Consider the following 25,425-nt stretch of genomic DNA (forward strand, 5'->3'; position numbering starts at 1 on the left):
ATTCTCCCCCTTCTATATGTTGGGGATTCAAGCAAAAAGTTTACCGATTCAGTGAGGGGACAAACCCAGATGAATGAAGTTAAGTTTCCAGCGGATGTCACGGTTTTTTAATAGGAGATGATTGATCAAGCTTGACGACGGACAGGACGTCCGAGTCAGACGAGTCATGCGGATGTGGCTTATCCGAGTGTGATAAAAATCCGGACGTAAATTCGTTGGGGCGAATTTGATTAATTGGAGGAAGAAACAATGTGGAAGTGGGAAGCGGAAGGTGAAGCAAAGGCAGTCGTCGTCATTGTACACGGTGCATTTGAACATCACCGTCGTTATGGATGGTTAATAGAAATGTGGCGTTTATCCGGTTTTCATGTCATCATGGGAGACCTTCCAGGCCAAGGAATGACAACGAGAGCAAATAGAGGCCACATTGATTCCTTTGATGAATATCTATATGAAGTGAAAGATTGGATTCAAGCAGCGTATCAATTCGACTTACCTGTTTTTTTAATTGGACATAGTATGGGTGGCTTAATTGCCATACGTCTATTAGAGGAGGAAAAACTGAACTTGGCTGGGGTTGTTTTATCTTCACCGTGCCTAGGATTAGCAAAGGCTCCTTCAAAATTAGTAGATCTTTTAAGTTATCCATTAAATATGATTATGCCTAGCATTAGAGTAAGTTCGAGTGTGACAGTAGAAATGGCGACAAGAAATAAGGAAGTAAGGGATGCAGATTTAAATGATACGTTATATGTCACAAAAGTCTCGATCAGATGGTATCGAGAGCTTGTTGATGCTATCAAATCTTCCTTTGAACAGATTGAGCACATTCAAGATGTTCCTTTTCTTGTGATGCAAGGTGGAGACGATAGTATTGTTAGTAAAAATGCGGTAAAGAACTGGTTTAATATCGTTCCATTATCTGAAAAGAGATTTAAGGAATGGCCTAAATGTTATCATGAAATTTTTAATGAGCCAGAACGAGAAGAAGTTTTCGAATATGCAAAGGACTTTTTTTATAGTCAATTAAAGTCTATTGGGTATATCGTCTAAGAGAGGGATCAATCATCATGACAGTTCCAACTAGCTCCATTACGTTAATGGCAAAGGCGTATCGCTATATTTTTCCAACTGTTCATAAGGAGTTAGCTTATTGGCAAAAACGAGCTGAGGATATTCCGGATGCCGAATTAAGAAATCAGGCACTCGCCAGCATCAAGCATAAAACGTTTCATTGTGAGGGCGGGGCCATTATGGCCTTACTTGCAAATAAAGAGTATAAAGAGGCAATTCGATTTATCGTTGCCTATCAAACCATTAGTGATTATTTAGATAATTTATGTGATCGTAGTACTTCATTGGACCCTGCTGATTTTGCGGCCTTACATGAAGCGATGTCTGATGCCTTAACCATTGATGCGGGAAATAGCGATTATTATCGAAACAGAAACGAACGGGAAGATGGGAACTATTTAAATGATTTAGTGGCTACATGCCAAGATGTGTTAAAAAGGAGTCAAGCCTATCGTTCCATTAAAAATAGTCTTTTAGAGCTGTGTCATTATTATTGTGATTTGCAAATCCATAAACATGTAGACCCAAAAGAACGGGTGCCTAGGTTAATGGACTGGTTCGATGAAAATAGTCACTCTGTTCCTGATATGGAGTGGTATGAATTTTCAGCTTGCTCTGGATCTACCTTAGGGATTTTTTGTATGGTTTCATATAGTATGAATCACCAGTACAAAGAGGAGGATGTTCAACATATTCAGAATGGATATTTTCCATACATACAGGGGTTACATATTTTATTGGATTATTTTATTGATCAAGAGGAAGATAAAAGATTTGGTGATTTGAACTTTTGCTCCTATTTTAAGGATCATGATCAGTTGTTCACACGATTAAAGCACTTTATGAAACAATCAGATCTGTATACGAAAAACTTGCCGTTTAAACGATTTCATCAATTAATCAATCGTGGATTGTTAGGACTTTATTTATCAGATGAGAAGGTAAGAGAACAAAAAGATATTCGTAAATTAGCCAAAGGTCTAATGAAAGCCGGTGGACCTATTTGTTACTTTTTCTATATAAATGCATATTTTTATCGAAAACTCAAAAGTATGAACATAGGATCGCAGAGCAGCAAAGCAAAAAAGAGATCAGCACGATATGTGGGCTAATCTCTTCTTTTTTCAATAGCAATGATAAAAGGGGGATGATTATTTTGATTAATAAAACCATATTGAATGACATGGGCTTTTTGCTGATCAATCGATTGGGTAAACTCAATAATCGCATCCCGCTCAACAGCACCTTCTTGATGCCCGTGATAAATCACTAAGACAATAATTCCTTCGATCGCCATCAACTCTAAAAGCTGCCTAATAGCAGCGATGGTTGTTTCAGGCTTTGTCACAATTGATTTATCCCCACCAGGTAAATAACCAAGATTAAATATGGCCCCTTTAATCTTTCCGTGTAAATCACTTGGAATGCTCTCTTTGATTTTTTCATGCCCATGATGGAACAAGGTGACTTGTTGATTAAGATGTAGGTCTTCAAGTCTTTTCCTTGTATTCAAGATCGCCTGTTCTTGGATATCAAATCCAAATACCTGCCCTGTAGGACCAACTAGGTGGGCTAAAAACTCTGTATCATGTCCATTACCTAAGGTTCCATCTACGACAATATCTCCATTGGAACAAGTTCTTTCTAATAAGTTCCTTGCAAATGGAAGTATTTGCATAACCTTCATATTTTCACTTCACTCCAACGTTTCCCTTGCCAACTGTTTCTGCGTTGCAACTCATGATCAATAGCATTGAGAACTTCCCATTTATTTACACTCCACATTGGACCAATTATTAAATCAATGGGTCCATCACCTGTAATTCGATGAACAATCGTTTCTGGGGGTAAAATTTCTAATTGATCACAGACTAAGCTTACATAGTCATCGAAAGATAGAAATTCTAACATTCCTTTTTCATATTGCTTAACCATTGGTGTTCCTTTTAATAAGTGTAGAAGATGGATTTTAATACCTTGTACATCTAGTTTTGCCACTTCTTGAGCAGTTTCCATCATCATTTCTGTTGTTTCAAGGGGAAGTCCATTAATAATATGAGAACAAACTCGAATTCCATGCTTACGAAGTTTTTCGACCCCCTCAACATAGGTTTGGTAATCATGGGCGCGATTAATTAAATGAGCCGTCTTCTCATGTACAGTTTGAAGGCCTAATTCTACCCATAAATAGGTTCGTTCATGCAACTCTGCTAAGTATTCAACCACGTCATCAGGTAAGCAGTCCGGTCTTGTTGCAATGGAAAGTCCGACAACTCCATCTAGATTTAATACGGATTCGAATTTCTCCCGAAGTTCACTGACAGGTGCATGGGTATTCGTGAAAGCTTGAAAATAAGCTAAATATTTACCGTTTTTCCACTTCGTGTGCATTTTACCCTTAATATCATTAAATTGCTGAACGAGATCATCTCCGCGATTTCCAGCGTAATCTCCAGAGCCAGCTGCTGAACAAAATGTGCATCCGCCGTGGGCAACTGTTCCATCCCGGTTTGGACAATCAAATCCGCCATCTAAGCTGACTTTAAACACCTTAGACCCGAATTCTTTTTGTAAATGGTAATTCAATGTATGATAACGTTTATGATCAAAAGCATATGGGAAAGGATTTTGTTGATTCATCTTGATCTACCTCTTTTTAATTTGACTGTGCTAATAGTTAAAAGTTGATTTCTTTACTCTCCTGGTTGGGATGCATTATACTCCTGCCATCGCTCACTGATGGCGTAGTGCATTGAAACGATAATCAACAATCAAGTTTAACAAAGCCATTAATTTCAATTCAAGTATTTTAACATATATTGTTTGGTTATCCAATTCTCTAAACGAGATTGTTAAAAATAAGCAGTTTTCTTTTGGGTAAGAAAACCGGATTGGAGCAAAATAAAGAAGTGAAGCTTTATTCTTTTTAGCTTTGCAATGAATCAACAGGAGGGGTTCGGAATGGCAACTCGAGATTCAATGGAAGAGTTAAAACAAAAGTGTGAAGACGTCCTTCGATTTGCAAATGATCAATATCAAGAAAGTAGCCTCCAACAACAATACAATGACGATAATTATATACAAGCATTACAACAATTAGAAGGTGCCTATAATGATATTGCGACGATGGCGCATAGTGCAAATGGGCAACAAAGAGAAGAGCTTCACCGATTACGATTGCAAATTCAACAGGTCCAAAATAAAATGATACTTCTGCAACATTAGGAGGATATCTTAAATGAAAAAACGTTCAAAACAACAGAATCCTGAACAGAAAACCCGTAACGGCGTAAATAATCAAGATTTGGAATTAGGTGCAGATTTTGATCTTATCAAGCAATCTAAAATAAAATATGAAAAACAAGGTGGGCAACCTGTTAAATCAAAACAACGTCCGGAATAATAAAGGGGAGCTGATTCTTTTTGAATCAGCTCTTTTTATACAAAAAAATGTTGCTATTTCTAAAGATAATTATTAGAATATAAATATAATTCTGAAAATTTAAAGGAGGAGTTATATTGGAACATTTAGCGAAAGAAGATGTAAGAAAAAAGGAAGAACACAATTTTGATTTTGAAAAGATTGCTAGTAGTCCGGAATTTGGGAAGTTAATGGAGTCAAAGAGAAAATTTTTAGTTCCGTTAACTGGTTTATTTTTGGCCTTATATTTTTTACTACCGATTTTAACTTCGTATACGACTATTTTGAATAAGCCCGCGATTGGTTCTGTATCTTGGACATGGGTTTATTCACTGGGGTTGTTTATTATGACATGGGTTTTATGTATGATATATGTGAAAAAAGCAGGACAGTATGACCAATCAGCGAAACAAATTATTGAAAAATATGGAAACGAAGGAGATCATAACGTATGAGTATGGTCGCACTTGTTTTATTTGTTGTTATTGTTGGGATGACCCTTGTGATTACGTATTGGGCCGCAAAGAGAACAAAAACAGCAAGTGAATTTTATACAGCTGGCGGGGGATTAACGGGATGGCAAAATGGATTAGCCATCGCTGGGGATTATTTATCGGCAGCATCTTTTCTAGGTATTGCTGGTGCGATTGCATTGAATGGCTTTGATGGATTTTTCTTTTCAATCGGATATTTAGTTGCTTATTTAGTTGTACTTTATATTGTTGCAGAGCCCTTAAGAAATTTAGGTAAATATACGATAGCTGACATGATTAATGCCCGATTTGATCAAAAAAAAGTTCGTGGGGTCGCCGCCTTAAGCACGATTACGATCGTCATTTTTTATATGATCGCTCAATTGGTCGGTGCTGGTGCGCTTATTCAACTATTATTGGGAATTGATTATTGGATGGCTGTATTAATCGTTGGCTTTATGATGACCATCTATGTATTATTTGGGGGAATGACGGCAACTAGCTGGGTCCAAATTATAAAAGCTGTTTTATTAATGATTGGGACTGTCGTGATTTCTTTTTTAGTGTTGATGAAATTTAATTTTAATATTTTTACTATGTTTAGTGAAATGAAAACGTTAACGCCACTCGGGGAAGATTATCTAAATCCAGGTGTTAAATATACGAATGGACTTGATACCATTTCTATGATGGCTGCACTTGTATTAGGAACGGCAGGGCTGCCTCATATTTTAATGAGATTTTTTACCGTTAAAGATGCTAAGACAGCTCGAAGCTCCGTTGTTACGGCAACATGGGTAGTTGGTATATTCTATATATTAACGATATTTTTAGGGTTTGGAGCAGCTGCTTTTGTTGGTTCGCAAGATATTATTAGCGCCAATGCGGCTGGGAATATGGCTGCACCGTTATTAGCTAAGGCGCTCGGAGGAGATTTTCTTATGTCATTTGTTTCAGCGGTAGCATTTGCGACGATATTGGCTGTTGTAGCTGGTCTTGTTTTATCAGGTGCATCTGCATTTGCACATGACATTTATGGACAAATTATAAAAAAAGGAAACATTACAGAAAAGCAACAAATGTTAGCGGCTAGATACGCATCAATCGGCGTATCTGTACTATCCATAATTCTTGCGCTTTTTGCTCAAAAGATGAATGTAGCCTTCCTTGTATCCTTGGCTTTCTGTGTAGCAGCAAGTGCAAATTTACCAGTTATCATTTACACAATTTATTGGAGAAAATTTAATACGACAGGTGCTGTAACGGGAATGTTAACAGGATTAATCACTGCATTGGTACTTGTGGGCGTGAGTCCTAACGTATTAAGTCCGGAGACTGGAGTTGCCATTCTTGTAGGAGATCCGATATTCACTCTGACCAATCCGGCTATTATTTCGATTCCTGCTGGGTTTATTGGTGCCTTTATTGGTACGGTGGTTTCGAATCGACGTGATGAAAAGAAATATGCCGAGGTCATTGTTAAAGCAAACACAGGAATTCACACTCGTTAAGAGTGCGCCAACATTTCTACATTGAAATGTTGGCTTTTATATATGGAAAAATAATTTGTTTTTTAAAACTATTCGTATAAATGCCCGAAAAAGGTACATACTTATGGATGAAATGAATCTATTTACCTTATAACAAATTTTTATTAAAGACATATATTATGGAGGAATTTCCTAACTTGCATCTTAGTGGGAAATTATATACAATAGCATTATAAATTGAATAGTCCGAATGACTAAGATAAGGAATAGTAGTGGTGTTGAAAACCTGCTTTTTAGAGAGCTGACGGAAGGTGCAAGTCAGTCAGGATCATCATGAACTCGCCTTTGAGTAACAGATGTGAAAGTAAGTAATATCTGTCGTGTGTCCGCGTTAAGGAATTTTGAGCGAGTGACTTGATCACTAATGTGGGTGGTACCGCGGGAGATACATAATCCTCTCGTCCCAATTTGGGATGAGGGGTTTTTTATATTTTTTTACCTTTTAACCATAAACAAACATAAAAGCTTCTTATTTAGATGCTTTTTACATTGATAAGTAGGAGGAACACGAGATGAGCTTTAATCATCATGAGATTGAAAAGAAATGGCAGAAATATTGGGAAGATAATAAAACGTTTAAAACGAATGAAAATAAAGGAAAACGCAAATTTTATGCCCTAGATATGTTTCCATATCCATCAGGTGCCGGACTACATGTAGGTCATCCAGAGGGATATACAGCAACTGATATCCTTTCAAGGATGAAAAGAATGCAAGGATACAATGTTCTTCATCCGATGGGGTGGGACGCGTTCGGACTTCCGGCTGAACAGTATGCGTTGGATACAGGGAACGATCCTGCTGAATTTACAAAACACAATATCGATAATTTCCGTCGCCAAATTAAATCATTAGGGTTTTCCTATGATTGGGATCGTGAAATCAATACAACAGATCCAAATTATTATAAATGGACACAATGGATTTTCCTGAAATTATATGAAAAAGGGTTGGCTTATATTGATGAGGTGCCGGTAAACTGGTGTCCAGCACTCGGAACTGTACTTGCAAATGAAGAAGTAATCGATGGAAAAAGTGAGCGTGGTGGTCATCCTGTTGAAAGACGCCCAATGAAGCAATGGAATTTAAAAATCACGGCATATGCAGATCGCTTACTTGAAGACCTAGAAGAATTAGATTGGCCTGAAAGCATTAAAGATATGCAGCGAAATTGGATTGGTCGTTCAGAAGGGGCAGAAGTGAATTTCCAAATAGATGGTCATGATGAAACCTTTACCGTTTTCACTACACGTCCAGATACTCTTTTCGGTGCGACATATACTGTTTTAGCTCCAGAGCATAAATTAGTAGAAAAAATTACAACTCCTCAGCAAAAACAGGCGGTAGAGAGTTATTTAGAAGAAATTAAAACAAAAAGTGATTTAGAGAGAACAGATTTAGCAAAAGAAAAAACAGGTGTATTTACAGGAGCCTATGCAATTAATCCTGTAAACAATGTGAAAGTTCCGATTTGGATTGCGGATTATGTTTTAGCAAGTTACGGTACAGGTGCAATTATGGCTGTACCTGCACATGATGAACGTGACTATGAATTTGCAACGAAATTTAACCTTAATATTGTCGAAGTCGTAGCAGGTGGAGATATTACAAAAGAAGCCTATACGGGTGACGGTGAACATGTAAATTCAGACTTCTTAAATGGGTTAAATAAAGAAGAAGCCATAACAAAAATGATTCAGTGGTTAGAAGACAAAGGATTAGGTGAAAAAAAGGTAACGTATCGCCTTCGTGACTGGTTATTTAGTCGTCAACGTTATTGGGGTGAGCCAATTCCGCTTATTCATTGGGAAGATGGAACAATGACCGCTGTTCCAGAAGAAGAGCTACCTTTAATACTTCCGGTTACTGATAAAATCAAACCATCTGGAACAGGTGAGTCTCCACTGGCTAATATTGATGATTGGGTAAATGTGGTTGATCCTGTTACAGGTAAAAAGGGTCGTAGAGAGACAAACACGATGCCGCAATGGGCAGGAAGCTGCTGGTATTACTTGAGGTTCATTGATCCACATAATACTGAGTATCTTGCGGATCCAGAAAAACTAAAAGAATGGTTGCCAGTAGACATTTACATCGGTGGAGCGGAGCATGCTGTACTTCACTTATTATATGCTCGTTTCTGGCATAAATTCCTTTATGATATTGGCGTTGTACCTACAAAAGAACCATTCCAAAAGCTGTTCAACCAAGGAATGATTCTTGGTGAAAATAACGAGAAAATGAGTAAATCGAAAGGTAATGTTGTCAATCCTGATGAAATTGTGAATAGTCATGGTGCTGATACATTGCGTTTATATGAAATGTTCATGGGACCGCTAGAAGGATCCATCGCATGGTCTGCAAATGGGGTAGATGGTTCTAGAAGATTCTTAGACAGAATTTGGCGTTTATTCATTGATGATAATGGGAACATAAACCCAATTATTAAGGAAAATGTGGAGCAAGAAAGCGGGCTTGAAAAGGTATATCATCAAACCGTTAAAAAAGTGACAGAAGACTATGAAGGACTTCGCTTTAATACAGCGATTTCTCAATTAATGGTATTTATCAATGAAGCCTATAAAGCAAAGGTATTACCGATTAGCTATGTAGAAGGCTTTGTGAAATTGATTGCACCAATCACTCCGCATCTTGCAGAAGAGCTTTGGGAAAAGCTTGGTCATAGTGGAACGGTTGCCTATGAATCATGGCCTGCGTATGACGAAGCTAAATTAAAGGATGATAAAGTTGAAATCGTCATTCAAATCAATGGTAAGGTAAAGCATAAGCTAGTGGTTCCAGTCAATACCAATAAAGTTGTATTGGAACAACTGGCAATGGATGATGATAAAGTGAAAGCTCAAATTGATGGAAAAACAGTCCGAAAAGTCATTGCTGTACCAGGTAAGCTCGTTAATATCGTAGCGAATTAAGAAATGCGTTTCATCTAGACATTAACAGAATAAAGAGGCTGCATTGTAAAGGGGCGCTGCAGCTTTCTTGCTAACAACAATAAAAAGGGGATATGTGAAAATGGAAGACTTTCCAATTATTACAACAGAAGAATTGCAAAAAAAATTAGAAACGGGAGAAACACTTCATTTAGTCGACGTGCGAGAAGATGAAGAAGTAGCGCAAGGAATGATTCCCGGAGCAAAACATGTCAAAATGATGGAAATTCCAGCACGATTAAATGAGTTTGACCGTGAAACGGAATATATTGTCATATGTCGTTCTGGTGGTCGAAGTTCACATGTATGCCACTTTATGCAGGAACAAGGATATAAAGTAAGAAATATGGTTGGTGGTATGCTAGAGTGGAGAGGGAAAGTAGAATAATCAGTTGGTAATAGCAAAAGGGCAGAATATCATATCTGCCCTTTTTTTGTGGACATGGAGTACGTTATGAAAGTATCCAGACACTATGTCCTACTAAATACTTACATAATACTACAATTTTGCTGCGTTCATATCACTTAACTAAAATAAATTCAAAAAATTAGGAATAGATAAAGTATTTATGGGAATAATTTTAATATAAAGAACTTTTTCTAGGAGAGAAGGAAATGATTCAAGTAAAACTGTTTGATATGGAACATGAAAAGGATTTAGAAGTTGAAATGAATCAATTCTTAGAGGATTTAGAAGAGAACCAGTTGCTAGATATTAAGTACAATGTAGCGGCTTTGACAGAGGACGTGGATGAAGACCAAATCTATTGTTTTTCTGCTATGGTGATTTATCGATCTTAAAATTTTAAACGGTTATTGCGATGGTAAACTTTACCCTTTGCAATAACCGTTTTCTAATTATTGGGAACCTAATCGTTTGCTACACTGGGCCGCATTTAAACCTGCGAGTCGACCTGTTACAAAAGCAGCTGTGATATTAAACCCGCCCGTGTATCCATGGATATCTAGGATCTCACCACAAAAGTATAAACCCTCTACTAGTTTAGAGACCATCGTTTTCGGTTCAATTTCCTTAATTGAAACACCGCCTCCAGTTATGAAGGCTTTTTCAATTGGTTGTGTTCCGTGAACATGGAAACGAAATTTCTTGCATTTTTCAACAAACACCCTTAACTTTTCGTTGGACAGGTTATTTGCTTGTATAGAAGGATCGATTTCACTATTTTCAAGTAAGAAAAGTAAATATCGTTCAGGCATTAGATTTTTGAATATATTTTTAATGCTTTTCTTTGAATCTGATTTTAACATTTGGTGTAACTCCTGAAAAAGAGCTTCTTCCTTCTTATCGGGGAAAATGTCAATATTAATCAGGACTGCACCATTTGGGGATTTTTTTAATTCTTTTACAATAAATTGACTGCATCTTAAGACAGCAGGTCCACTAATCCCAAAGTGAGTAAAAATCATATCCATTTTATGTGTGACAATTGCTTTGCCTTTTGCATTTAAAACACTAACGGCGGCATCTCTTAGTGATAAACCTTGTAACGTTTTTTGTTTTATAAACTTTTCATTGGATATCACTGGAACTTCAGTTGGAAAAAGCTCTGTAATGGTATGTCCAGCTTTCTTTGCCCATGAGTATCCATCACCTGTAGAACCTGTCTGAGGTACAGATTTACCGCCTACAGCAATAATGAGTGCAGTGGTTTCATAGATATCTCCATTTTTTAGCTTTACTATCTTTTTGTTATCCTTTTGATAGGAGACCTTATCAACAGGACTATTGGTACGCACAGTGATATGCAATTCCTTTAGTCTTCGAAGTAATGCATCCACTACGGATTGGGCTTTGTTATTAACTGGAAACATTCTTCCATGGTCTTCTTCCTTTAATTGGACTCCAAGTTTATTAAAAAACATGATAATATCTTCATTACTAAAAATCGAAAAGGCGCTATGTAAAAATCGCCCATTCCCTGGAATATGTTTGATCAATTGGTCAACAGGCAGTCGGTTCGTAACGTTGCAACGTCCGCCTCCTGAGATAGCTAATTTACGTCCTAACTTGTCTCCTTTATCAATGAGCAGTACTTTTGCGCCAGCTTCACCGGCTGATATGGCGGCCATGAGTCCTGAGGGGCCACCACCAATTACAATGACATCATACATTTTGATGATCCTTTCTATAAATAAATGAATAGTTTAACTTCTAAGTAGAATTCTTTATGAAAGAAGAGTAAACTACAAATAGTGCATTTTCAAGTATAATTGTTGGTAAATGGACATAATTACTTACCATAAAGGACAGGAAAGAGTATATAATTTAACTTCATTCAGCAAATGTCTTTGTACCGAAAGCTTGCGACAGGTACAGATATTCTTGACTTTATAGGTGGTGGATACAAGTAAAAAACTTTCTAAATGATAATGGGGACAACCCTTAGCCCAATGAAGTTAAGTCTCCGCGATTTTTTACGGTAATTTATCGAGTGAGTTCGACGACGGATAGAACGTCCGAGTCAGGCGAAAGCCACAGGATGTGGCGATCTGAACTGTGATGAAAAATTACGGGCGCAAAATCGACGGGCGAATTTAATTTTTGTCTAGCTTTTCAATTCCTAGGATAGTTTGATAAGGAGAAGGAATGAATGTCATCAAAGCTTTTAAGAGGAACATTTATATTGACTTTAGGTACTATTATATCCAAAATGCTGGGTTTGTTTTACGTCATCCCTTTTGATGCAATTGTAGGACAGGAAGGAACGACACTTTATCAATATTCTTATGTACCATATACCATTTTTATCAGTATCGCAACTGGAGGGATTCCACTAGCGATTTCAAAGTTTATTTCAAAATATAACGCATTAGGTGAGTACGCGGTTGGTAGAAAGTTATTTAAGTCCGGACAACTGATTATGATACTATCAGGGGTTGTTTCGTTTCTTGTACTCTATTCAACTGCACCAATACTAGCTGGCATGGTCATAAGAGACACAGATCAAGTAACGAGCCTTGAGGATGTTATAACCGTAACACGTGCCGTAAGTTTTGCACTCATTGTAGTTCCATTTATGAGTTTAAGCCGTGGATTTTTCCAAGGGCATCAATCGATGGGACCAACAGCTGTTTCACAAGTCGTTGAACAAATTGTTAGGATTGTATTTTTATTAGGTGGAGCCTATGTTGTACTAAAAGTAATGGATGGCGATATTGTAACAGCTGCTAGTGTTTCTACCTTTGCTGCATTTGTTGGAGCTATAGGTGGTCTATTCGTTTTATTTTGGTACTGGCGAAAGCGAAAACCCTATTTAGATGATCTGTTGTTACAAGACAAAGGAACGATGCAAATCTCTCTGAAAGAGATGTATAAGGAGATCATTCTCTATGCAGCCCCTTTTGTATTCGTAGGGTTGGCAAATCCATTATTTCAATTTATTGATCAAGTTACTTTCAATCGTGCCATGGTTGAAATTGGCTTAGCGAAGCAGGCAGACTTTGCCTATAGTGCCTTAAACTTTTATTCACATAAGCTAGTGATTATCCCAGTTTCACTTGCAACTGCATTCTCGCTAACGCTTGTGCCGAATATTACAAATTCATTTATTAGCGGTGATCGAAAAGAAGTACATGCTCAAATAAGCCAAACGTTTCAAGTTATTTTTTATTTAACATTACCTGCTGTGATCGGGATGGCTTTGCTGGCAGAACCTATCTATACGGCTTTTTATGGCTATGATCCATATGGAACTGAAGTGTTGCGCTATTATGCACCAGTTGCCCTTTTATTTGCGATTTATCCAGTAACGGCTGCAATTATGCAAGGGATAAACGAACAACGTTATACCGTTTTAAGTTTGTTAGTAGGTTTGTTAATTAAGCTGACGTTAAACATACCTTTGATTAAATTAATGGAAACTCAAGGGGCCATTTTAGCGACCGTATTAGGCTATAGTGCGGCAGTTATCATTAATTTAATCGTGATCAAAAAATGCACAAACTTTTCTTTTAAAATTGTATGGCGGAGAAGTGTATTAATCAGTCTCTTTACATTGTTTATGTTCTTGGGGGCAGGTGGTATATATAAGCTACTTTTATTATTTTTAAGCCCTGAATCAACTTTACAGTCCATCCTCATTATTGCCATCACGGCAACGGTAGGAATCGTGATTTATGGTTACTTAGGTTTAAAATCAAAATTAGTTAACTTCCTATTTGGTACACGAGTAGAAAAAGTGAAGGAAAAATTACATCTTCGAATTTAAAAAAGGGTCTTACTTAAAGACCCTTTTAATTTAAAATTAATAAAAATCTCTACCTGGACCCTGACCGATACCTAATCTTCTTTCAATACGATCTACTCTGCGGTTTAATTGGTCAATTTGTCTTTCTACTCGATCCATTTGGCGCTCTAAACGATCAAGACGTCGATCTGTATTTCCACCACCAGGAAATCCGCCTCCAGGAAAACCTGGTGAAAATTGCGTTTGTCGATAATCCATCATCATTGACATCTCCTCTTTCTTGATCTCAAGGATCAATTCTCTAATAATTTGAACAGCTAAACCAGTTTGGTTTTAATCTGTACGATTACAATTTATGAAAAATGTCTATATTTGAAAGGGCCAAATGCCTATTAACATAGAAAGAAGTGATTGTTTTGCGAATTGATAAAATGTTAGCGAACTTAGGATATGGAAGCCGAAAAGAAGTCAAACAATTATTGAAAAAGGGCTATATACAAGTAAATGGAAATGTCATTAAGGATGGGAAAGAACAGGTAAATCCAACTCATGATAGGGTAACTTTAAACGGTGAGGTCATAGAATATAAAGAATATATTTATTTAATGATGAATAAACCGCAGGGCGTTATTTCAGCAACTGAGGATGAATATGAACAGACAGTTATTGATTTGCTGCAAATGGAGGATTCTGTATTTTCTCCTTTTCCAGTTGGCAGGCTGGATAAAGATACAGAAGGCTTGCTTTTATTAACAAATGATGGTCAGTTGGCACATCAATTATTGTCACCTAAAAAACATGTTCCAAAAACCTATTTTGCGGTCATTGATCAAGAAGTAACAGAGGGCGATATAGAAGCTTTTCAAAATGGGGTTACATTAGATGATGGATATCATACAAAACCAGGTATACTAAAAATACTCAAATCTGGTATCTATTCTGATATAGAGTTGACGATAACCGAAGGGAAGTTTCATCAGGTAAAAAGAATGTTTGAAGCAGTTGGAAAGAAGGTTGTATATTTAAAAAGAGTATCGATGGGGCAGCTTCAGCTCGATGAGAGCCTAGATTTAGGAGAATATCGGGAATTAACCGAAGAAGAGATTTCATTATTAAAAAATATGAATCCAAAAGAATAATACTCATTAACTCTTGTCCATAAGACAAGCCTCCAAAAGACTTTTGCTTTTACGAGGCTCGTCTTATGATGGCCGCTATGGACATATTCGAGATTTCACTTGTATCGACCGTTAAGAAGATAATTTAACTTTCTTTTTGGTTGTTGTCCATTTTCCACGGCTTGGGCTTCTGACTAAATCGTTGTACGCTAAAACATTCAAGTCTCGTTGTATCGTTCTAGGTGTAATACCAAATTCTTCTACTAGCTCTTGTGTAGTAACAGTTCCTCGAGTATTAATAAACATGTAGACGGATTTGATACGGTTTAACATCCGGTTAGTTGAAGGTTTCAATAAACCACTCCCTATCCTTTTTCAAACCTTTGACAAATTCCAGCATCCAACATTTTAGTGAAGATACACTCTTCAAGAGATCAGCTTCTTTTCCCCAGACAACCCCTTTTCTACTACATATAGTATCTAACTTAGGTGATACCTTCTATTTATATAATATCCATAATATCATAAGATTTCCACAAAAGAGTTTCAAATTTACAAAACATTTATGTTTTCTTGTTAAACTTATGTATATTATAGATATCTACTTATACATACGCAGAATATTTAAGATATATTAATGGAATTTTAAAAGTAAATGGAGGTTTTTTTATGGCGGATATAAAATGGTTGAATGAAGTAATGAAGAGAAAAGATCAATTAATTGAGGATACACAAAAGCTTTTACAAATTAAAAGTGTTTTAGATGAAGAACATGTAACACCTGATGCTCCGCTTGGTTTAGGAGTAAAAGAAGCATTAGACTTTATGCTTAACATGGGCGAAAAAGATGGATTCCTTTCAAAAAACGTAGGGAATCTAGCAGGTCATATTGAATTTGGAGAGGGCAATGAATCTGTTGGTATTTTATGTCATGTAGATGTTGTTCCCGAAGGAGATGGTTGGTTCAGCGACCCATATGAAGCAGAAATTCGTGATGGAAAAATTTTTGCAAGAGGAGCTATTGATGATAAGGGACCGACTATGGCGGCCTATTATGCCATGAAAATCGTAAAAGAGTTAGGTTTGCCTCTAAATAAACGAGTTCGTATGATTATTGGAACAGATGAGGAAAGTGATTGGAGATGTGTGACTCATTATTTTGAGCATGAAGAAATGCCAACGTTAGGATTTGCCCCAGATGCAGATTTTCCGATTATTTATGCTGAAAAGGGAATTGCTGATTTCGACTTAGTCCAAAAAGATGTTTGTAAGAATGTAGAGCGTAATCCTAAAATGGAATTAATTCGTTTTGAATCAGGTAGAAGATATAATATGGTACCTGATTTTGCAAAAGCGGCGGTTCAAGTAAATATTGAAAAGACCTATTTTATTCAAAAATTTGATGATTTCTCGAAGGCGCACTCTTTAAAAGGGAAATGTTATGTGGACAACGGGGAATTAATTCTTGAACTTGAAGGGGTTTCTGCGCATGGGATGGAACCTAATAATGGGAAGAATGCAGGTCTATTCCTAGCAAAGTTCCTCCATGAAAATAATTATGACTCCTGTGCGACATCGTTTTTAAATCTTGCAAATGAATATCTCTATCAAGATTCAAGAGGAAATAAATTAGGTGTAGCGTTTAAGGATGATATATCTGGTGAATTAACGATTAATGTTGGAAAGATGTCCTATGATCAAATCAATGGAGGGACATTTGGGTTGAATCTACGATATCCTGTGACAAATAATATGGACGAAACAAAGAACCTATTAACGGAAACTGTATCACAAAAGGGATTTATCCTTCAGAATTATTCAGATTCAAAGCCGCATCATGTTGATGAAAATAGTGAATTAATTAAAGTATTAAAAAAAGTATATGAGGAACAAACAGGAGAGAAAGCTGAACTCTTGGCTATTGGCGGCGGTACATATGCACGTTCGTTAACCTCTGGGGTTGCCTTTGGACCACTTTTCCCCGGACGTGAAGATATTGCTCATCAAAAGGATGAGTACATGTATATTGAGGATCTCTTAAAAGCTACGGCGATTTATGCACAAGCTATTTATGAATTGGCCCAATAATGAAAAAGAAAGATTGATAAAGGGGGTTCAAAAATGGAGCGGGATCCGCATTATTTTTGGGCTGTACGTATTCCAGATGATATAAAACAAAGCATTTATGAACGCTTTAACGAACTTAAAAATGTTTTTGCTTTTAAACGTTGGGTTCATAAAGAGGATTATCATATTACACTTGCTTTTCTTGGTGCTGTAGAAGCTTCAAAACTAAATGTATGTATCGATTTTGTTCAAAAAGGAATAAAAAACGAAGCCATTTTCCCTTTACAGATTCAGGGGATTCAAACATTTGGTAGTCGAAAGTCTCCACGAATATTCTGGGCAGCCGTTAATCATGAAGAAAGACTTCACCAATTACAGGAAAATGTCTATAAAAATTGTCTAGAAGCGGGTTTTACATTGGAATCTCGGGCCTACCAGCCGCATCTTACATTAGCGCGGAATTGGGTAGGTCCTGATTTCCAACATGAGTTTTTGCAAAAATATAATCCATTCGGTGTTGAACCATTGTCTTTTATGGTGAAAGAGGTTGTCTTATATCAGACCCATATTGAAAGATCACCAAAATATGAGCCAATTGCAACCTTTTCGTTAGTAGGTGAATAGATTATTATTAAAAGAAAAGCGGAAGCGCCTTCGGAACAAAAAGTCTTTTGTTCCTGTGAAGCAAATTCAAGGAAGCTTTCCCTGATGTGCTCACCCCCGACAAGCACAAGACGAGCCGGCATGAATATTGTTCTTTAATCTTCTTGACGGATTGATAGAAATGTATAGGCGACTGTCCAGGGACGAAGGGCGTAAGACGAGTACTTCTTAAGGCGTTCTTTGCCTTCAGAAGTACTTGGCTTATGACCCTAGTCCCTAGGAGCCGACACTAGACACGCTTGTGACCTCGAGGGGGATGGCTGCTTGCGCTAGACATCAATCTAAATTTAGGAGATTTGTAATAAGAAGTTTTTTAAGATAGGGAATGTATGTGAGGATTAAATAAATGGGACAATTAATTAAATTACAAGATTATACATCACGATACGAACAGAATATTTATCATTATTCAGCTCGTTTTGTTACGCTGAAAAAGCAACAATGGGAGAAAGTACGTAAAAATTGGGATAATCCTGGTAATTATTCTGATCGATCCAATATCTACGAGTCCATTGAAACAGGAGATGTAGACGAGAACAAGTATACTTTTTTAGAAAAAATAAAAACCTTATTTCAAAGAGGTCATTCCAATCTCTCAGAAATAGAGGATCTTTCAAATCAAGAAACGCAGTCTTTAGAGGAAAATGAGTTTTCTAGTTTTAAAGAAATTTTCGATTTAGAAAACAGGCCTGCGACGATTGATGAGTTAAAAAGGTTGTTTTTAAATCAACTATTCGAATTTCAAATGACTTGGGCAACTTCAACTTTAGTTGAAAAGTCTTTCGTTAATAAACGATTTTATTATGATGAAAGGTTAAAGTATTTTTTACAGCGCTTTCCAGATACGTATCTGACCCTTTATCGCCCTGTTTTTAAATTAAAAAAGGCAACGATTGAGGTGGAAACGATTTTAATTGGTCCCACTGATATATGGTGTATTACGTTTGTAGAAGATGCTGATCTTTCTGTGTTTATCGGAAATCAGGAGAAGTTCTGGTCAATTCGTAATAAAAATCACGAAAAGAAAATCATCAATCCCTTAATTGCTTTAAATCGAATGGGGAAAATCGTGAAAAAAATACTTGAGCTTTCTGAAGTTCAACTTCCAGTTCATAAGGTGCTGTTATGTAGAAATGGGTTTATTGATCATCCAACCTCACCATATGATGTTGTAATGATTGATAAACGAAATTACGAGGAGTGGTTTCAGAACCTTAGAAGCTTACGTTCTCCTTTAAAAGCGGCACAGCTAAAGGGGGCAGAAGCTTTATTACAATTTTGTCAAACTTCTGCTGTTAAGAGAATCGAATGGGAAGTTTGGGATCGTCCTTCAAAATAAAAGCTTTCTTATTAGGTTTTCCTTATAAAGGAGTGAAAGCAAATGACGACCATTGAAAGGGATTTTGAAGCGTATTTAGATGAGATGAACATCATTACCATTTTAATCCCTTATCCTTTAGATCAAGGTGATAAAAGCTCCTTTTTTTTAAAACATACTCATGGGGAAGCTCCTCTTAAGATTATTAATAGAATTCTACACGAGAATTTCGTCAAATACGTATGTAGAATGAAGGATTCGATTCATAATATCGGTGATAAATATTGGATCGTTGATTCCCTACAAAGAGAAACCGACCTACAAATAGGTGCCGTTACAAGAACTGAAGAATTTGATCATTTTTTTTATTATGATGGAAAATTAGGAGTGCAGTATGGACGCCATGAGAGTACGTTTGCATTATGGGCACCTACTGCAACCTCTGTAAAACTCAAAATAAAATTTCCTGATGATAGCCATTCAGAAATCTTTAAGATGAATAGAGGGGTAAAAGGAGTATGGACTGTAACCCTTCAGGGAAATGTAGAGAACTATCGTTATGTGTATTTAGTTTGTGTCAATCGTCATTGGGAAGAGGCGGTTGATCCCTATGCTGTTGCTGTAACGGAAAACGGTGCAGAAGGGGTTGTAATTGACTTAAGTAAAACGACTATTCAAAAACGTGATTTACCGCCTTTAGAGTGTGAAACAGATAGCATTATCTATGAAACTCATATAAGGGATTTTACGATTCATCCAAACAGTGGTGTGAACCATAAAGGGTCCTATATTGGGGCTGCTGAGTTTGGAACAAAAGATGATGATGGAAATGTAACGTGCCTTTCGTATGTGAAAAGCCTCGGAATTACCCACTTAGAATTAATGCCCTTACATGATTTTGAGGGTGTGGATGAACTCTCACCTCGAAAGGAATATAATTGGGGGTATAATCCACTGCATTATAATGTTCCGGATGGGAGTTATAGTTTGGATCCTAGTAATCCATATAAAAGAATCCTTGAATTAAAGCATCTTATTGATACACTTCATCAACATGGAATTCGTGTCATATTGGACGTTGTTTATAATCATGTGTATAAGAGGGAAACCTCTTCCTTTGAAAAAATCGTACCCGGGTATTATTTTCGTCACGATCATCATGGGATGCCTTCTAATGGAACAGGAGTAGGAAATGATATCGCATCAGAGAGGAAGATGGTAAGAAAATTCATTGTCGACTCTGTTTTGTATTGGTTAAATGAATATAAAGTAGACGGCTTCCGTTTTGACTTAATGGGGATATTGGACATTGAAACGATGAGCAAAATTAGAGAAGAAGTGGATCAAATAGAACCATCAATTATCCTCATAGGAGAAGGGTGGGATTTGAATACTCCGTTGCCAACCCCAAGAAAGGCTAACATTCATAATCAAAAATTACTGCCTCGTATTGGTCAATTTAATGATTGGTTTCGAGATTCAATAAAAGGGAGTACGTTTAATCTTTATGATAAAGGATTTATATGCGGCAATGACCATTATTACGATGTATGCATTCAAGTAATGGCAGGAAGTGTCGGTTATAAACATTCGAAAGAAGGCTTGTTCGCAGAACCGACTCAGAGTGTTAACTATGTAGAGTCACATGATAATCATACTCTGTGGGATAAATTGATGGTTTGTCTTGCGGATGAGGATATGGAAATCATTAAGAAAGTCCATCGTCTAGGTACTGCGATTGTTCTCCTATCCCAAGGAATTCCTTTTTTGCATAGTGGTCAGGAATTCTTTCGTACGAAAAAAGGGGACGGAAATAGCTATCGATCACCAAATCATGTGAATTGGTTAGATTGGACTTTAAAGCAAAATAATGAAGAACATATTGAATATATAAAAGGATTCATTCAACTAAGGAAATCTCATCGTGCATTTCGATTACCTCGAGCTGAATTAATACGAAAACATATGACATTACTCCCGCTTTCCAAACCGCTAATTGGCTGGAAATTTGAAAATGTGAAAGAATTTGGTCCAGCCGACACTATTACGATTTTTATAAATCCTTCAAAGGAAGCTAAAACAGTAGATTTGCCAGAAGGGAATTGGAGGATTGTCGCGAATGGAAGCGTTGTTTGTCTTGAACCAGGAATTCATACGGTTCAAGGAAGAATGAGCCTAGATGCTGTTAGTCTATATGTCCTATTTCATAACGACTAATAATTAGGAAAATTCTTTACAAAAGGATTGTCTTGACGGTTTTGAACTGTGACGATAAAATTTAGATTAGAGTATGGCTATTGTAGTATAGTATTAAACAATAGCCATATTTTATTTTGATATCTAGCGCAAGCAGACACCCCCTCGAGGTCACAAGCGTATCTAGTGTCGGCTCCTAGGGACACAGGTCTAGCCAAGTACTTCTGAAGGCAAAGAACGCCTTAAGAAGTACTTGTCTTACGCCCTTCGTCACTGGACAGTCGCCTATACATTTCTAACAATCCGTCAAGAAGATAAAAAACAATCTTCATGCCGGCGCGTCTTGTGCAGACTTAAGGGTGAGCATGCGCTTGCGCTTTTATTTTGAGTAGTACGGAACTGCAGGTGAACAGCATTGGAAGATTATTTTGGTCATGATTGGGAGATTGTTCCTGCTGGTGGAGCAACTGGAGAGGCCTTTTTTGCACAACATGAAAAGAATCGATATTTTTTAAAACGAAATACTTCTCCTTTTTTGGCGAGCCTTTCGGCGGAAGGAATTGTTCCAAAACTGGTCTGGACTAAAAGAATGGAAACCGGTGATGTTTTTACCGCCCAACAATGGTTAAATGGTCGGGAGTTGAAGCCTGCTGAAATGGTTCAAGAAAATGTTGCAAAGCTACTCAAAAAAATTCATCAGTCTAAACATCTGCTTAATATGTTAAAAAGGTTAGGGAAATCACCCTTACAACCCGCACATATCATACAAAATCTTCATCAACAATTAGATGAAGATATAGACAAACTCTCGATTGTTCAAGAGTCGATTACGTTTCTAAAAGAAAACTCGGAGAACATTCATTTTGAGCATAAAGTAGTCTGCCATTGTGATGTTAACCATAACAACTGGCTGCTTGATGAAAACAACCAGTTGTATTTAATTGATTGGGACGGAGCCGTTGTTGCAGATCCTGCTATAGATATTGGATCATTGTTGTACTGGTATATTCCACGAAATGAGTGGGAAAATTGGTTAAATCTATATGGATTAAAATTGGATGATCACTTGATTCTTAGGATGAAATGGTATGTGATTGCGCAAACCTTACAATCCATTCAATGGCATAAAGATAAATCTCGATTTTCGGAAATGAATCACTGGATTGATTTATTAGAACAATATCTTTCTTTATGATAATTGATCCATATTTTCAACCCATTGGGTTAGTTGGTGTTGGTGAGATTCGATATGTTGATCTAAATCGGTAGAATTAACACCATTTTGGCTATAAGAGTAAATTTGATTAAGAGTATTGGCATCTTGTTGATTTAAATGCTGATTCGCCATTAGTGATTTGACTAGCCGTTCTAGTTGTTCACATTCTGAAACCGAACCACAGCAATCGGACTGATGATTGGTTAAAATATCTTTAATTAAATTAATTTGATCTTGATATTGGAGAGGCATCTATGAGCATCCTTTCTATTCAAACTAAGCGTCTTACCTGAAGAGAATTCACATTTAGTTTGTGAGTTCTTTTTTTAATTATTCGTGGCTTGTGGAAAAATGTTGTACAATCCATTATGCTAGTACGTAAGAAAAAACTAACTTCATTCAGCAGAATTCCCGCAATTAAATGAATAGGGGATGAATGGCGAGTATAAGGATTAAAGCTCGATTGAATAAAATACTTGCTTAATGAAGTTTAAGCCTCCGGCGGATTCTTCAGATTTTTAATTGATTTTTGTCGATCAAGCTCGACAAATCTGGGCGCAAATTTGCCGAGGCAAATTGATAAAAGAGGGGTGTCACCATGCGCTTAAGACATAAACCATGGGCAAAAGAAAAGCTCGAACAGTATCCACAATATGTGATTTCACAACCAGAAAGTTTAAAAGGAAAATGGGGAACGGTTTTTGAAAATCAACAACCCTTACATATTGAAATTGGGACAGGAAAAGGTCGTTTTATTACGGAGATGGCAAGAGCCAATCCGTCTACTAATTATTTAGGAATTGAATTACAAGAAAGTGTGATTGTTTCTGCGCTTGATCGGATCATTGAGGCAGAAATTCCAAATGTAAAATTATTAAATGCCAATGCTGTAGACTTGCCACAGTATTTTGAAAAAGGAGAGATCTCTAGGATCTATTTGAATTTTTCAGATCCATGGCCAAAAGTACGCCATGAAAAGCGTCGTTTAACCTATAAAAGCTTTCTACAGATTTACGAAGAGTTGCTTCCAAAACAAGGGGAGGTTCATTTTAAAACCGATAATCAAGGCTTATTTGAATATTCGTTAACTAGTTTCTCCCAATATGGAATGTTGTTGAAATATATTAGTCTTGATTTGCATAAGAGTGATTTTGAAGGCAATATTATGACTGAGTATGAAGAAAAGTTCTCAAGTAAAGGAAACCGGATTTATCGATGTGAAGTACAATTCCGTTAATGGATACAAAAAGGTGTCAGATTTCTCGTTTGAAAGTATGACACCTTTTATTTTTTATATGGGATAAGCATCTAGGATGGCGCCTGTTTTACTGTCTACGATAAATTCATATTGCTCTAAACGTTCTTCCACTTTTCTAGAGATTCCTCCAACAAAGACATCATATTGAAGAAATTCTTTTTTATAAGGTTGTTTTTTCATTTGAATCCATGAGCCCTGAATCGGGCCGTGTTTTTTGAAAGCTGATTTAGCTATGCTTAATGCTTTTTCTGGAGTAATGTCCCCATTTTGATTTAAGGTTGTACTTACCAAAAGGCTAGCAACCACTCCTGCTCCTGCTCCAATAAGAAAGGTTTTCCAATTCACAACTTAACCCCCTAATAGATTAATGTCTATATTCTTTGATATTATAGTATCAAACCAATCAAAAATTCTAAAATATTTATGTTGAGAACAATGTATTTTTATAAAAGGAGATGAAGAGCATGAATGAAAAAACCTTGCAGCTTTTTAAAACATTAACAGAACTACCTGGTCCCTCTGGATACGAGCATGAGGTTAGAAAATTTATGAGGGAGCAATTAAGTCCCTATAGCGATGAAATTGTTCAGGACCGTCTTGGTAGTATATTTGGTGTTAAAAGAGGAAAAGAAAATGGTCCTACAGTAATGGTGGCTGGGCACATGGACGAAGTAGGGTTCCTCGTTAGTCACATCACCGATAATGGAATGGTTCGTTTTCAAACATTAGGTGGTTGGTGGAGCCAGGTGCTTCTAGCTCAAAGAGTTGAAATTATCACGAAAAATGGAAGGATTCAAGGAGTTATTGGGTCTGTTCCACCTCATTTACTTGATGAAGAAAAACGTAAGAAACCGATGGAGATTAAAAATATGTTGATTGACGTTGGTGCAGACGATAAAGAAGATGCGAAAAGAATGGGAATCGTCCCAGGTCAGGCAATCGTTCCTATTTGTCCATTTACTCCAATGGCTAACCAGAAAAAAATTATGGCAAAAGCTTGGGATAATCGCTATGGATGCGGATTAGCAATCGAATTACTTCAAGAGGTTCACAATGAACCTTTACCAAATATATTATACTCCGGTGCCACTGTGCAAGAAGAGGTGGGGTTGCGAGGTGCGCAGACAGCAGCCAATATGATTAAACCAGATATCTTCTATGCTCTTGATGCGAGTCCAGCCAATGATGCTTCAGGCAATAAAAATGAGTTTGGTCAGCTTGGTAAAGGTACTTTATTAAGGATTTTTGATCGCACGATGGTTACTCATAGAGGGATGAGAGAGTTTGTACTTGATACAGCAGAAACACACGGAATTCCATATCAATATTTCACTTCACAAGGAGGAACGGATGCTGGACGGGTCCACCTTTCAAATGAAGGAGTTCCAAGTGCTGTAATCGGAATTTGCTCACGTTATATTCACACACCTGCAAGTATCATTCATGTTGATGATTATGAGGCTGCTAAGGAATTACTTGTTACCTTAGTGAGAACAACTGATGAAACAACAGTCAATACGATTTTGCAAAATGGTTGATGAATCATCATCAGTAACGGATAATAAATCATTATAAAAAAGGTAGGAGTGATAACATGCAAAATCTAGAAAGTGTGGAACAATTTAAGGAACTTCGTGAAAATGGAAAGCATATCTTTTTATTTTCAGCTGTTTGGTGCGGGGATTGTCGCTTTATTGATCCATTCATGCCTGAAGTTGAAGCACAATATAAAGAATTTACATTTGTGCATATTGATCGGGACGAATTTATCGATTTATGTGTTGAGCTAGATGTTTTTGGAATTCCAAGTTTTATTGCCTATGATAACGGTCGAGAACTAGGTCGCTTTGTTAGCAAGGACCGCAAAACAAAGGAAGAAATTCAACAATTTATTGAAGGTCTGAAATAAATG

26 protein-coding genes and 1 other annotated feature are annotated in these 25,425 nt (G+C 36.9%); of the genes, 19 read left to right on the top strand and 7 right to left on the bottom strand.

The window, feature by feature from the left end; genetic code table 11:
- Positions 1 to 249: 249 nt before the first annotated feature.
- Positions 250 to 1,053 (top strand): alpha/beta hydrolase, encoded by an 804-nt coding sequence (locus tag Q5760_RS05835; protein ID WP_428911266.1) that lies wholly within the window; start codon positions 250 to 252, stop codon positions 1,051 to 1,053.
- A gap of 17 nt (positions 1,054 to 1,070) precedes the next feature.
- Positions 1,071 to 2,186: a tetraprenyl-beta-curcumene synthase family protein gene (locus Q5760_RS05840; protein ID WP_428911267.1), complete on the top strand. Its 1,116-nt coding sequence runs from the start codon at positions 1,071 to 1,073 to the stop codon at positions 2,184 to 2,186.
- Here Q5760_RS05840 and Q5760_RS05845 read toward each other — a convergent pair.
- Positions 2,183 to 2,761: a class I SAM-dependent methyltransferase gene (locus Q5760_RS05845; protein WP_428911268.1), complete on the bottom strand. Its 579-nt coding sequence runs from the start codon at positions 2,759 to 2,761 to the stop codon at positions 2,183 to 2,185. The genes Q5760_RS05840 and Q5760_RS05845 overlap by 4 nt on opposite strands.
- The gene (locus Q5760_RS05850) at positions 2,758 to 3,714 is read right to left on the bottom strand and encodes a TIGR01212 family radical SAM protein (protein ID WP_428911269.1); all 957 of its coding nucleotides are present in this window, start codon (positions 3,712 to 3,714) and stop codon (positions 2,758 to 2,760) included. The genes Q5760_RS05845 and Q5760_RS05850 overlap by 4 nt, the downstream gene beginning before the upstream one ends.
- Positions 3,715 to 4,035: 321 nt before the next feature.
- Here Q5760_RS05850 and Q5760_RS05855 point away from each other — a divergent pair, with 321 nt between their 5' ends.
- The 7 genes from Q5760_RS05855 (at position 4,036) to Q5760_RS05885 (ending at position 10,270) form a co-directional block, all read left to right on the top strand.
- Positions 4,036 to 4,299 carry a YtzC family protein gene (locus Q5760_RS05855; protein WP_428911270.1) on the top strand — a complete coding sequence of 88 codons (264 nt, stop codon included), beginning with the start codon at positions 4,036 to 4,038 and terminating at the stop codon, positions 4,297 to 4,299.
- 13 nt (positions 4,300 to 4,312) lie between these two features.
- Positions 4,313 to 4,477, top strand: coding sequence for a glycogen biosynthesis protein GlgD (locus tag Q5760_RS05860; protein WP_428911271.1), 165 nt, complete (start codon positions 4,313 to 4,315; stop codon positions 4,475 to 4,477).
- A 116-nt stretch (positions 4,478 to 4,593) separates the two neighbouring features.
- A complete protein-coding gene (locus Q5760_RS05865) occupies positions 4,594 to 4,950 on the top strand; it encodes a DUF485 domain-containing protein (RefSeq protein ID WP_428911272.1) in 357 nt (118 codons plus the stop codon).
- Positions 4,947 to 6,479, top strand: a complete 1,533-nt coding sequence (locus Q5760_RS05870; protein ID WP_428911273.1) for a solute symporter family protein — start codon at positions 4,947 to 4,949, stop codon at positions 6,477 to 6,479. The genes Q5760_RS05865 and Q5760_RS05870 overlap by 4 nt, the downstream gene beginning before the upstream one ends.
- Positions 6,480 to 6,705: 226 nt before the next feature.
- Positions 6,706 to 6,927: a binding site (T-box leader), on the top strand.
- Positions 6,928 to 7,030: 103 nt separating this feature from the next.
- Complete coding sequence (gene leuS / locus Q5760_RS05875; protein WP_428911274.1) at positions 7,031 to 9,451, top strand: leucine--tRNA ligase; 2,421 nt, start codon at positions 7,031 to 7,033, stop codon at positions 9,449 to 9,451.
- Between the two features lie 100 nt (positions 9,452 to 9,551).
- Positions 9,552 to 9,857 carry a rhodanese-like domain-containing protein gene (locus tag Q5760_RS05880; protein WP_428911275.1) on the top strand — a complete coding sequence of 102 codons (306 nt, stop codon included), beginning with the start codon at positions 9,552 to 9,554 and terminating at the stop codon, positions 9,855 to 9,857.
- 227 nt (positions 9,858 to 10,084) lie between these two features.
- Positions 10,085 to 10,270, top strand: a complete 186-nt coding sequence (locus Q5760_RS05885; protein ID WP_428911276.1) for a sporulation protein Cse60 — start codon at positions 10,085 to 10,087, stop codon at positions 10,268 to 10,270.
- A gap of 57 nt (positions 10,271 to 10,327) precedes the next feature.
- On the opposite strand, the gene Q5760_RS05890 is transcribed toward Q5760_RS05885, so the two are convergent.
- Complete coding sequence (locus tag Q5760_RS05890; RefSeq protein ID WP_428911277.1) at positions 10,328 to 11,602, bottom strand: NAD(P)/FAD-dependent oxidoreductase; 1,275 nt, start codon at positions 11,600 to 11,602, stop codon at positions 10,328 to 10,330.
- A gap of 479 nt (positions 11,603 to 12,081) precedes the next feature.
- On the opposite strand from Q5760_RS05890, the gene Q5760_RS05895 reads away from it, so the two are divergent.
- The gene (locus Q5760_RS05895) at positions 12,082 to 13,698 is read left to right on the top strand and encodes a putative polysaccharide biosynthesis protein (protein WP_428911278.1); all 1,617 of its coding nucleotides are present in this window, start codon (positions 12,082 to 12,084) and stop codon (positions 13,696 to 13,698) included.
- A gap of 36 nt (positions 13,699 to 13,734) precedes the next feature.
- On the opposite strand, the gene Q5760_RS05900 is transcribed toward Q5760_RS05895, so the two are convergent.
- A complete protein-coding gene (locus Q5760_RS05900; protein ID WP_428911279.1) occupies positions 13,735 to 13,938 on the bottom strand; it encodes a hypothetical protein in 204 nt (67 codons plus the stop codon).
- Between the two features lie 155 nt (positions 13,939 to 14,093).
- On the opposite strand from Q5760_RS05900, the gene Q5760_RS05905 reads away from it, so the two are divergent.
- Complete coding sequence (locus Q5760_RS05905; protein WP_428912503.1) at positions 14,094 to 14,816, top strand: pseudouridine synthase; 723 nt, start codon at positions 14,094 to 14,096, stop codon at positions 14,814 to 14,816.
- Between the two features lie 111 nt (positions 14,817 to 14,927).
- Here Q5760_RS05905 and Q5760_RS05910 read toward each other — a convergent pair whose 3' ends face one another.
- Entirely contained in the window at positions 14,928 to 15,149 is a 222-nt protein-coding gene (locus Q5760_RS05910) for a DeoR family transcriptional regulator (RefSeq protein ID WP_428911280.1), read from the bottom strand.
- Between the two features lie 315 nt (positions 15,150 to 15,464).
- Here Q5760_RS05910 and pepV point away from each other — a divergent pair, with 315 nt between their 5' ends.
- The 5 genes from pepV to Q5760_RS05935 all read left to right on the top strand — a co-directional run bounded on the left by pepV (position 15,465) and on the right by Q5760_RS05935 (position 22,234).
- The gene (pepV, locus tag Q5760_RS05915) at positions 15,465 to 16,883 is read left to right on the top strand and encodes a dipeptidase PepV (protein ID WP_428911281.1); all 1,419 of its coding nucleotides are present in this window, start codon (positions 15,465 to 15,467) and stop codon (positions 16,881 to 16,883) included.
- A gap of 33 nt (positions 16,884 to 16,916) precedes the next feature.
- Positions 16,917 to 17,486: an RNA 2',3'-cyclic phosphodiesterase gene (thpR, locus tag Q5760_RS05920; RefSeq protein ID WP_428911282.1), complete on the top strand. Its 570-nt coding sequence runs from the start codon at positions 16,917 to 16,919 to the stop codon at positions 17,484 to 17,486.
- 385 nt (positions 17,487 to 17,871) lie between these two features.
- The gene (locus tag Q5760_RS05925; protein ID WP_428911283.1) at positions 17,872 to 18,864 is read left to right on the top strand and encodes an NERD domain-containing protein; all 993 of its coding nucleotides are present in this window, start codon (positions 17,872 to 17,874) and stop codon (positions 18,862 to 18,864) included.
- 42 nt (positions 18,865 to 18,906) lie between these two features.
- Complete coding sequence (pulA, locus tag Q5760_RS05930; protein WP_428911284.1) at positions 18,907 to 21,060, top strand: type I pullulanase; 2,154 nt, start codon at positions 18,907 to 18,909, stop codon at positions 21,058 to 21,060.
- 394 nt (positions 21,061 to 21,454) lie between these two features.
- The gene (locus tag Q5760_RS05935) at positions 21,455 to 22,234 is read left to right on the top strand and encodes a phosphotransferase (protein ID WP_428911285.1); all 780 of its coding nucleotides are present in this window, start codon (positions 21,455 to 21,457) and stop codon (positions 22,232 to 22,234) included.
- Here the strand turns inward: Q5760_RS05935 and Q5760_RS05940 are convergent.
- The gene (locus tag Q5760_RS05940; RefSeq protein WP_428911286.1) at positions 22,229 to 22,507 is read right to left on the bottom strand and encodes a YtzH-like family protein; all 279 of its coding nucleotides are present in this window, start codon (positions 22,505 to 22,507) and stop codon (positions 22,229 to 22,231) included. The genes Q5760_RS05935 and Q5760_RS05940 overlap by 6 nt on opposite strands.
- Before the next feature lie 346 nt (positions 22,508 to 22,853).
- Here Q5760_RS05940 and trmB point away from each other — a divergent pair, with 346 nt between their 5' ends.
- Entirely contained in the window at positions 22,854 to 23,492 is a 639-nt protein-coding gene (gene trmB, locus Q5760_RS05945) for a tRNA (guanosine(46)-N7)-methyltransferase TrmB (RefSeq protein WP_428911287.1), read from the top strand.
- 54 nt (positions 23,493 to 23,546) lie between these two features.
- Here the strand turns inward: trmB and Q5760_RS05950 are convergent, their stop codons facing one another.
- Positions 23,547 to 23,858 (bottom strand): PepSY domain-containing protein, encoded by a 312-nt coding sequence (locus tag Q5760_RS05950; protein WP_428911288.1) that lies wholly within the window; start codon positions 23,856 to 23,858, stop codon positions 23,547 to 23,549.
- 119 nt (positions 23,859 to 23,977) lie between these two features.
- Here Q5760_RS05950 and Q5760_RS05955 point away from each other — a divergent pair, with 119 nt between their 5' ends.
- On the top strand, positions 23,978 to 25,051 hold the full coding sequence (locus Q5760_RS05955; protein ID WP_428911289.1) for a M42 family metallopeptidase: 1,074 nt from the start codon (positions 23,978 to 23,980) through the stop codon (positions 25,049 to 25,051).
- Between the two features lie 56 nt (positions 25,052 to 25,107).
- Positions 25,108 to 25,422, top strand: coding sequence for a thioredoxin family protein (locus Q5760_RS05960; RefSeq protein ID WP_428911290.1), 315 nt, complete (start codon positions 25,108 to 25,110; stop codon positions 25,420 to 25,422).
- Positions 25,423 to 25,425: the final 3 nt, after the last annotated feature.

It is taken from the genome of Niallia sp. Kr1 (assembly GCF_050389805.1).
GTDB lineage: Bacteria > Bacillota > Bacilli > Bacillales > Cytobacillaceae > Bacillus_BD.

Coding starts and splice junctions, on each gene's coding strand:
- Q5760_RS05835 (WP_428911266.1), top strand. CDS start 250: ATGTGGAAGTGGGAAGCGGAAGGTGAAGCAAAGGCAGTCGTCGTCATT.
- Q5760_RS05840 (WP_428911267.1), top strand. CDS start 1,071: ATGACAGTTCCAACTAGCTCCATTACGTTAATGGCAAAGGCGTATCGC.
- Q5760_RS05845 (WP_428911268.1), bottom strand. CDS start 2,761: ATGAAGGTTATGCAAATACTTCCATTTGCAAGGAACTTATTAGAAAGA.
- Q5760_RS05850 (WP_428911269.1), bottom strand. CDS start 3,714: ATGAATCAACAAAATCCTTTCCCATATGCTTTTGATCATAAACGTTAT.
- Q5760_RS05855 (WP_428911270.1), top strand. CDS start 4,036: ATGGCAACTCGAGATTCAATGGAAGAGTTAAAACAAAAGTGTGAAGAC.
- Q5760_RS05860 (WP_428911271.1), top strand. CDS start 4,313: ATGAAAAAACGTTCAAAACAACAGAATCCTGAACAGAAAACCCGTAAC.
- Q5760_RS05870 (WP_428911273.1), top strand. CDS start 4,947: ATGAGTATGGTCGCACTTGTTTTATTTGTTGTTATTGTTGGGATGACC.
- leuS (WP_428911274.1), top strand. CDS start 7,031: ATGAGCTTTAATCATCATGAGATTGAAAAGAAATGGCAGAAATATTGG.
- Q5760_RS05880 (WP_428911275.1), top strand. CDS start 9,552: ATGGAAGACTTTCCAATTATTACAACAGAAGAATTGCAAAAAAAATTA.
- Q5760_RS05885 (WP_428911276.1), top strand. CDS start 10,085: ATGATTCAAGTAAAACTGTTTGATATGGAACATGAAAAGGATTTAGAA.
- Q5760_RS05890 (WP_428911277.1), bottom strand. CDS start 11,602: ATGTATGATGTCATTGTAATTGGTGGTGGCCCCTCAGGACTCATGGCC.
- Q5760_RS05895 (WP_428911278.1), top strand. CDS start 12,082: ATGTCATCAAAGCTTTTAAGAGGAACATTTATATTGACTTTAGGTACT.
- Q5760_RS05900 (WP_428911279.1), bottom strand. CDS start 13,938: ATGATGGATTATCGACAAACGCAATTTTCACCAGGTTTTCCTGGAGGC.
- pepV (WP_428911281.1), top strand. CDS start 15,465: ATGGCGGATATAAAATGGTTGAATGAAGTAATGAAGAGAAAAGATCAA.
- thpR (WP_428911282.1), top strand. CDS start 16,917: ATGGAGCGGGATCCGCATTATTTTTGGGCTGTACGTATTCCAGATGAT.
- Q5760_RS05925 (WP_428911283.1), top strand. CDS start 17,872: ATGGGACAATTAATTAAATTACAAGATTATACATCACGATACGAACAG.
- pulA (WP_428911284.1), top strand. CDS start 18,907: ATGACGACCATTGAAAGGGATTTTGAAGCGTATTTAGATGAGATGAAC.
- Q5760_RS05940 (WP_428911286.1), bottom strand. CDS start 22,507: ATGCCTCTCCAATATCAAGATCAAATTAATTTAATTAAAGATATTTTA.
- trmB (WP_428911287.1), top strand. CDS start 22,854: ATGCGCTTAAGACATAAACCATGGGCAAAAGAAAAGCTCGAACAGTAT.
- Q5760_RS05955 (WP_428911289.1), top strand. CDS start 23,978: ATGAATGAAAAAACCTTGCAGCTTTTTAAAACATTAACAGAACTACCT.
- Q5760_RS05960 (WP_428911290.1), top strand. CDS start 25,108: ATGCAAAATCTAGAAAGTGTGGAACAATTTAAGGAACTTCGTGAAAAT.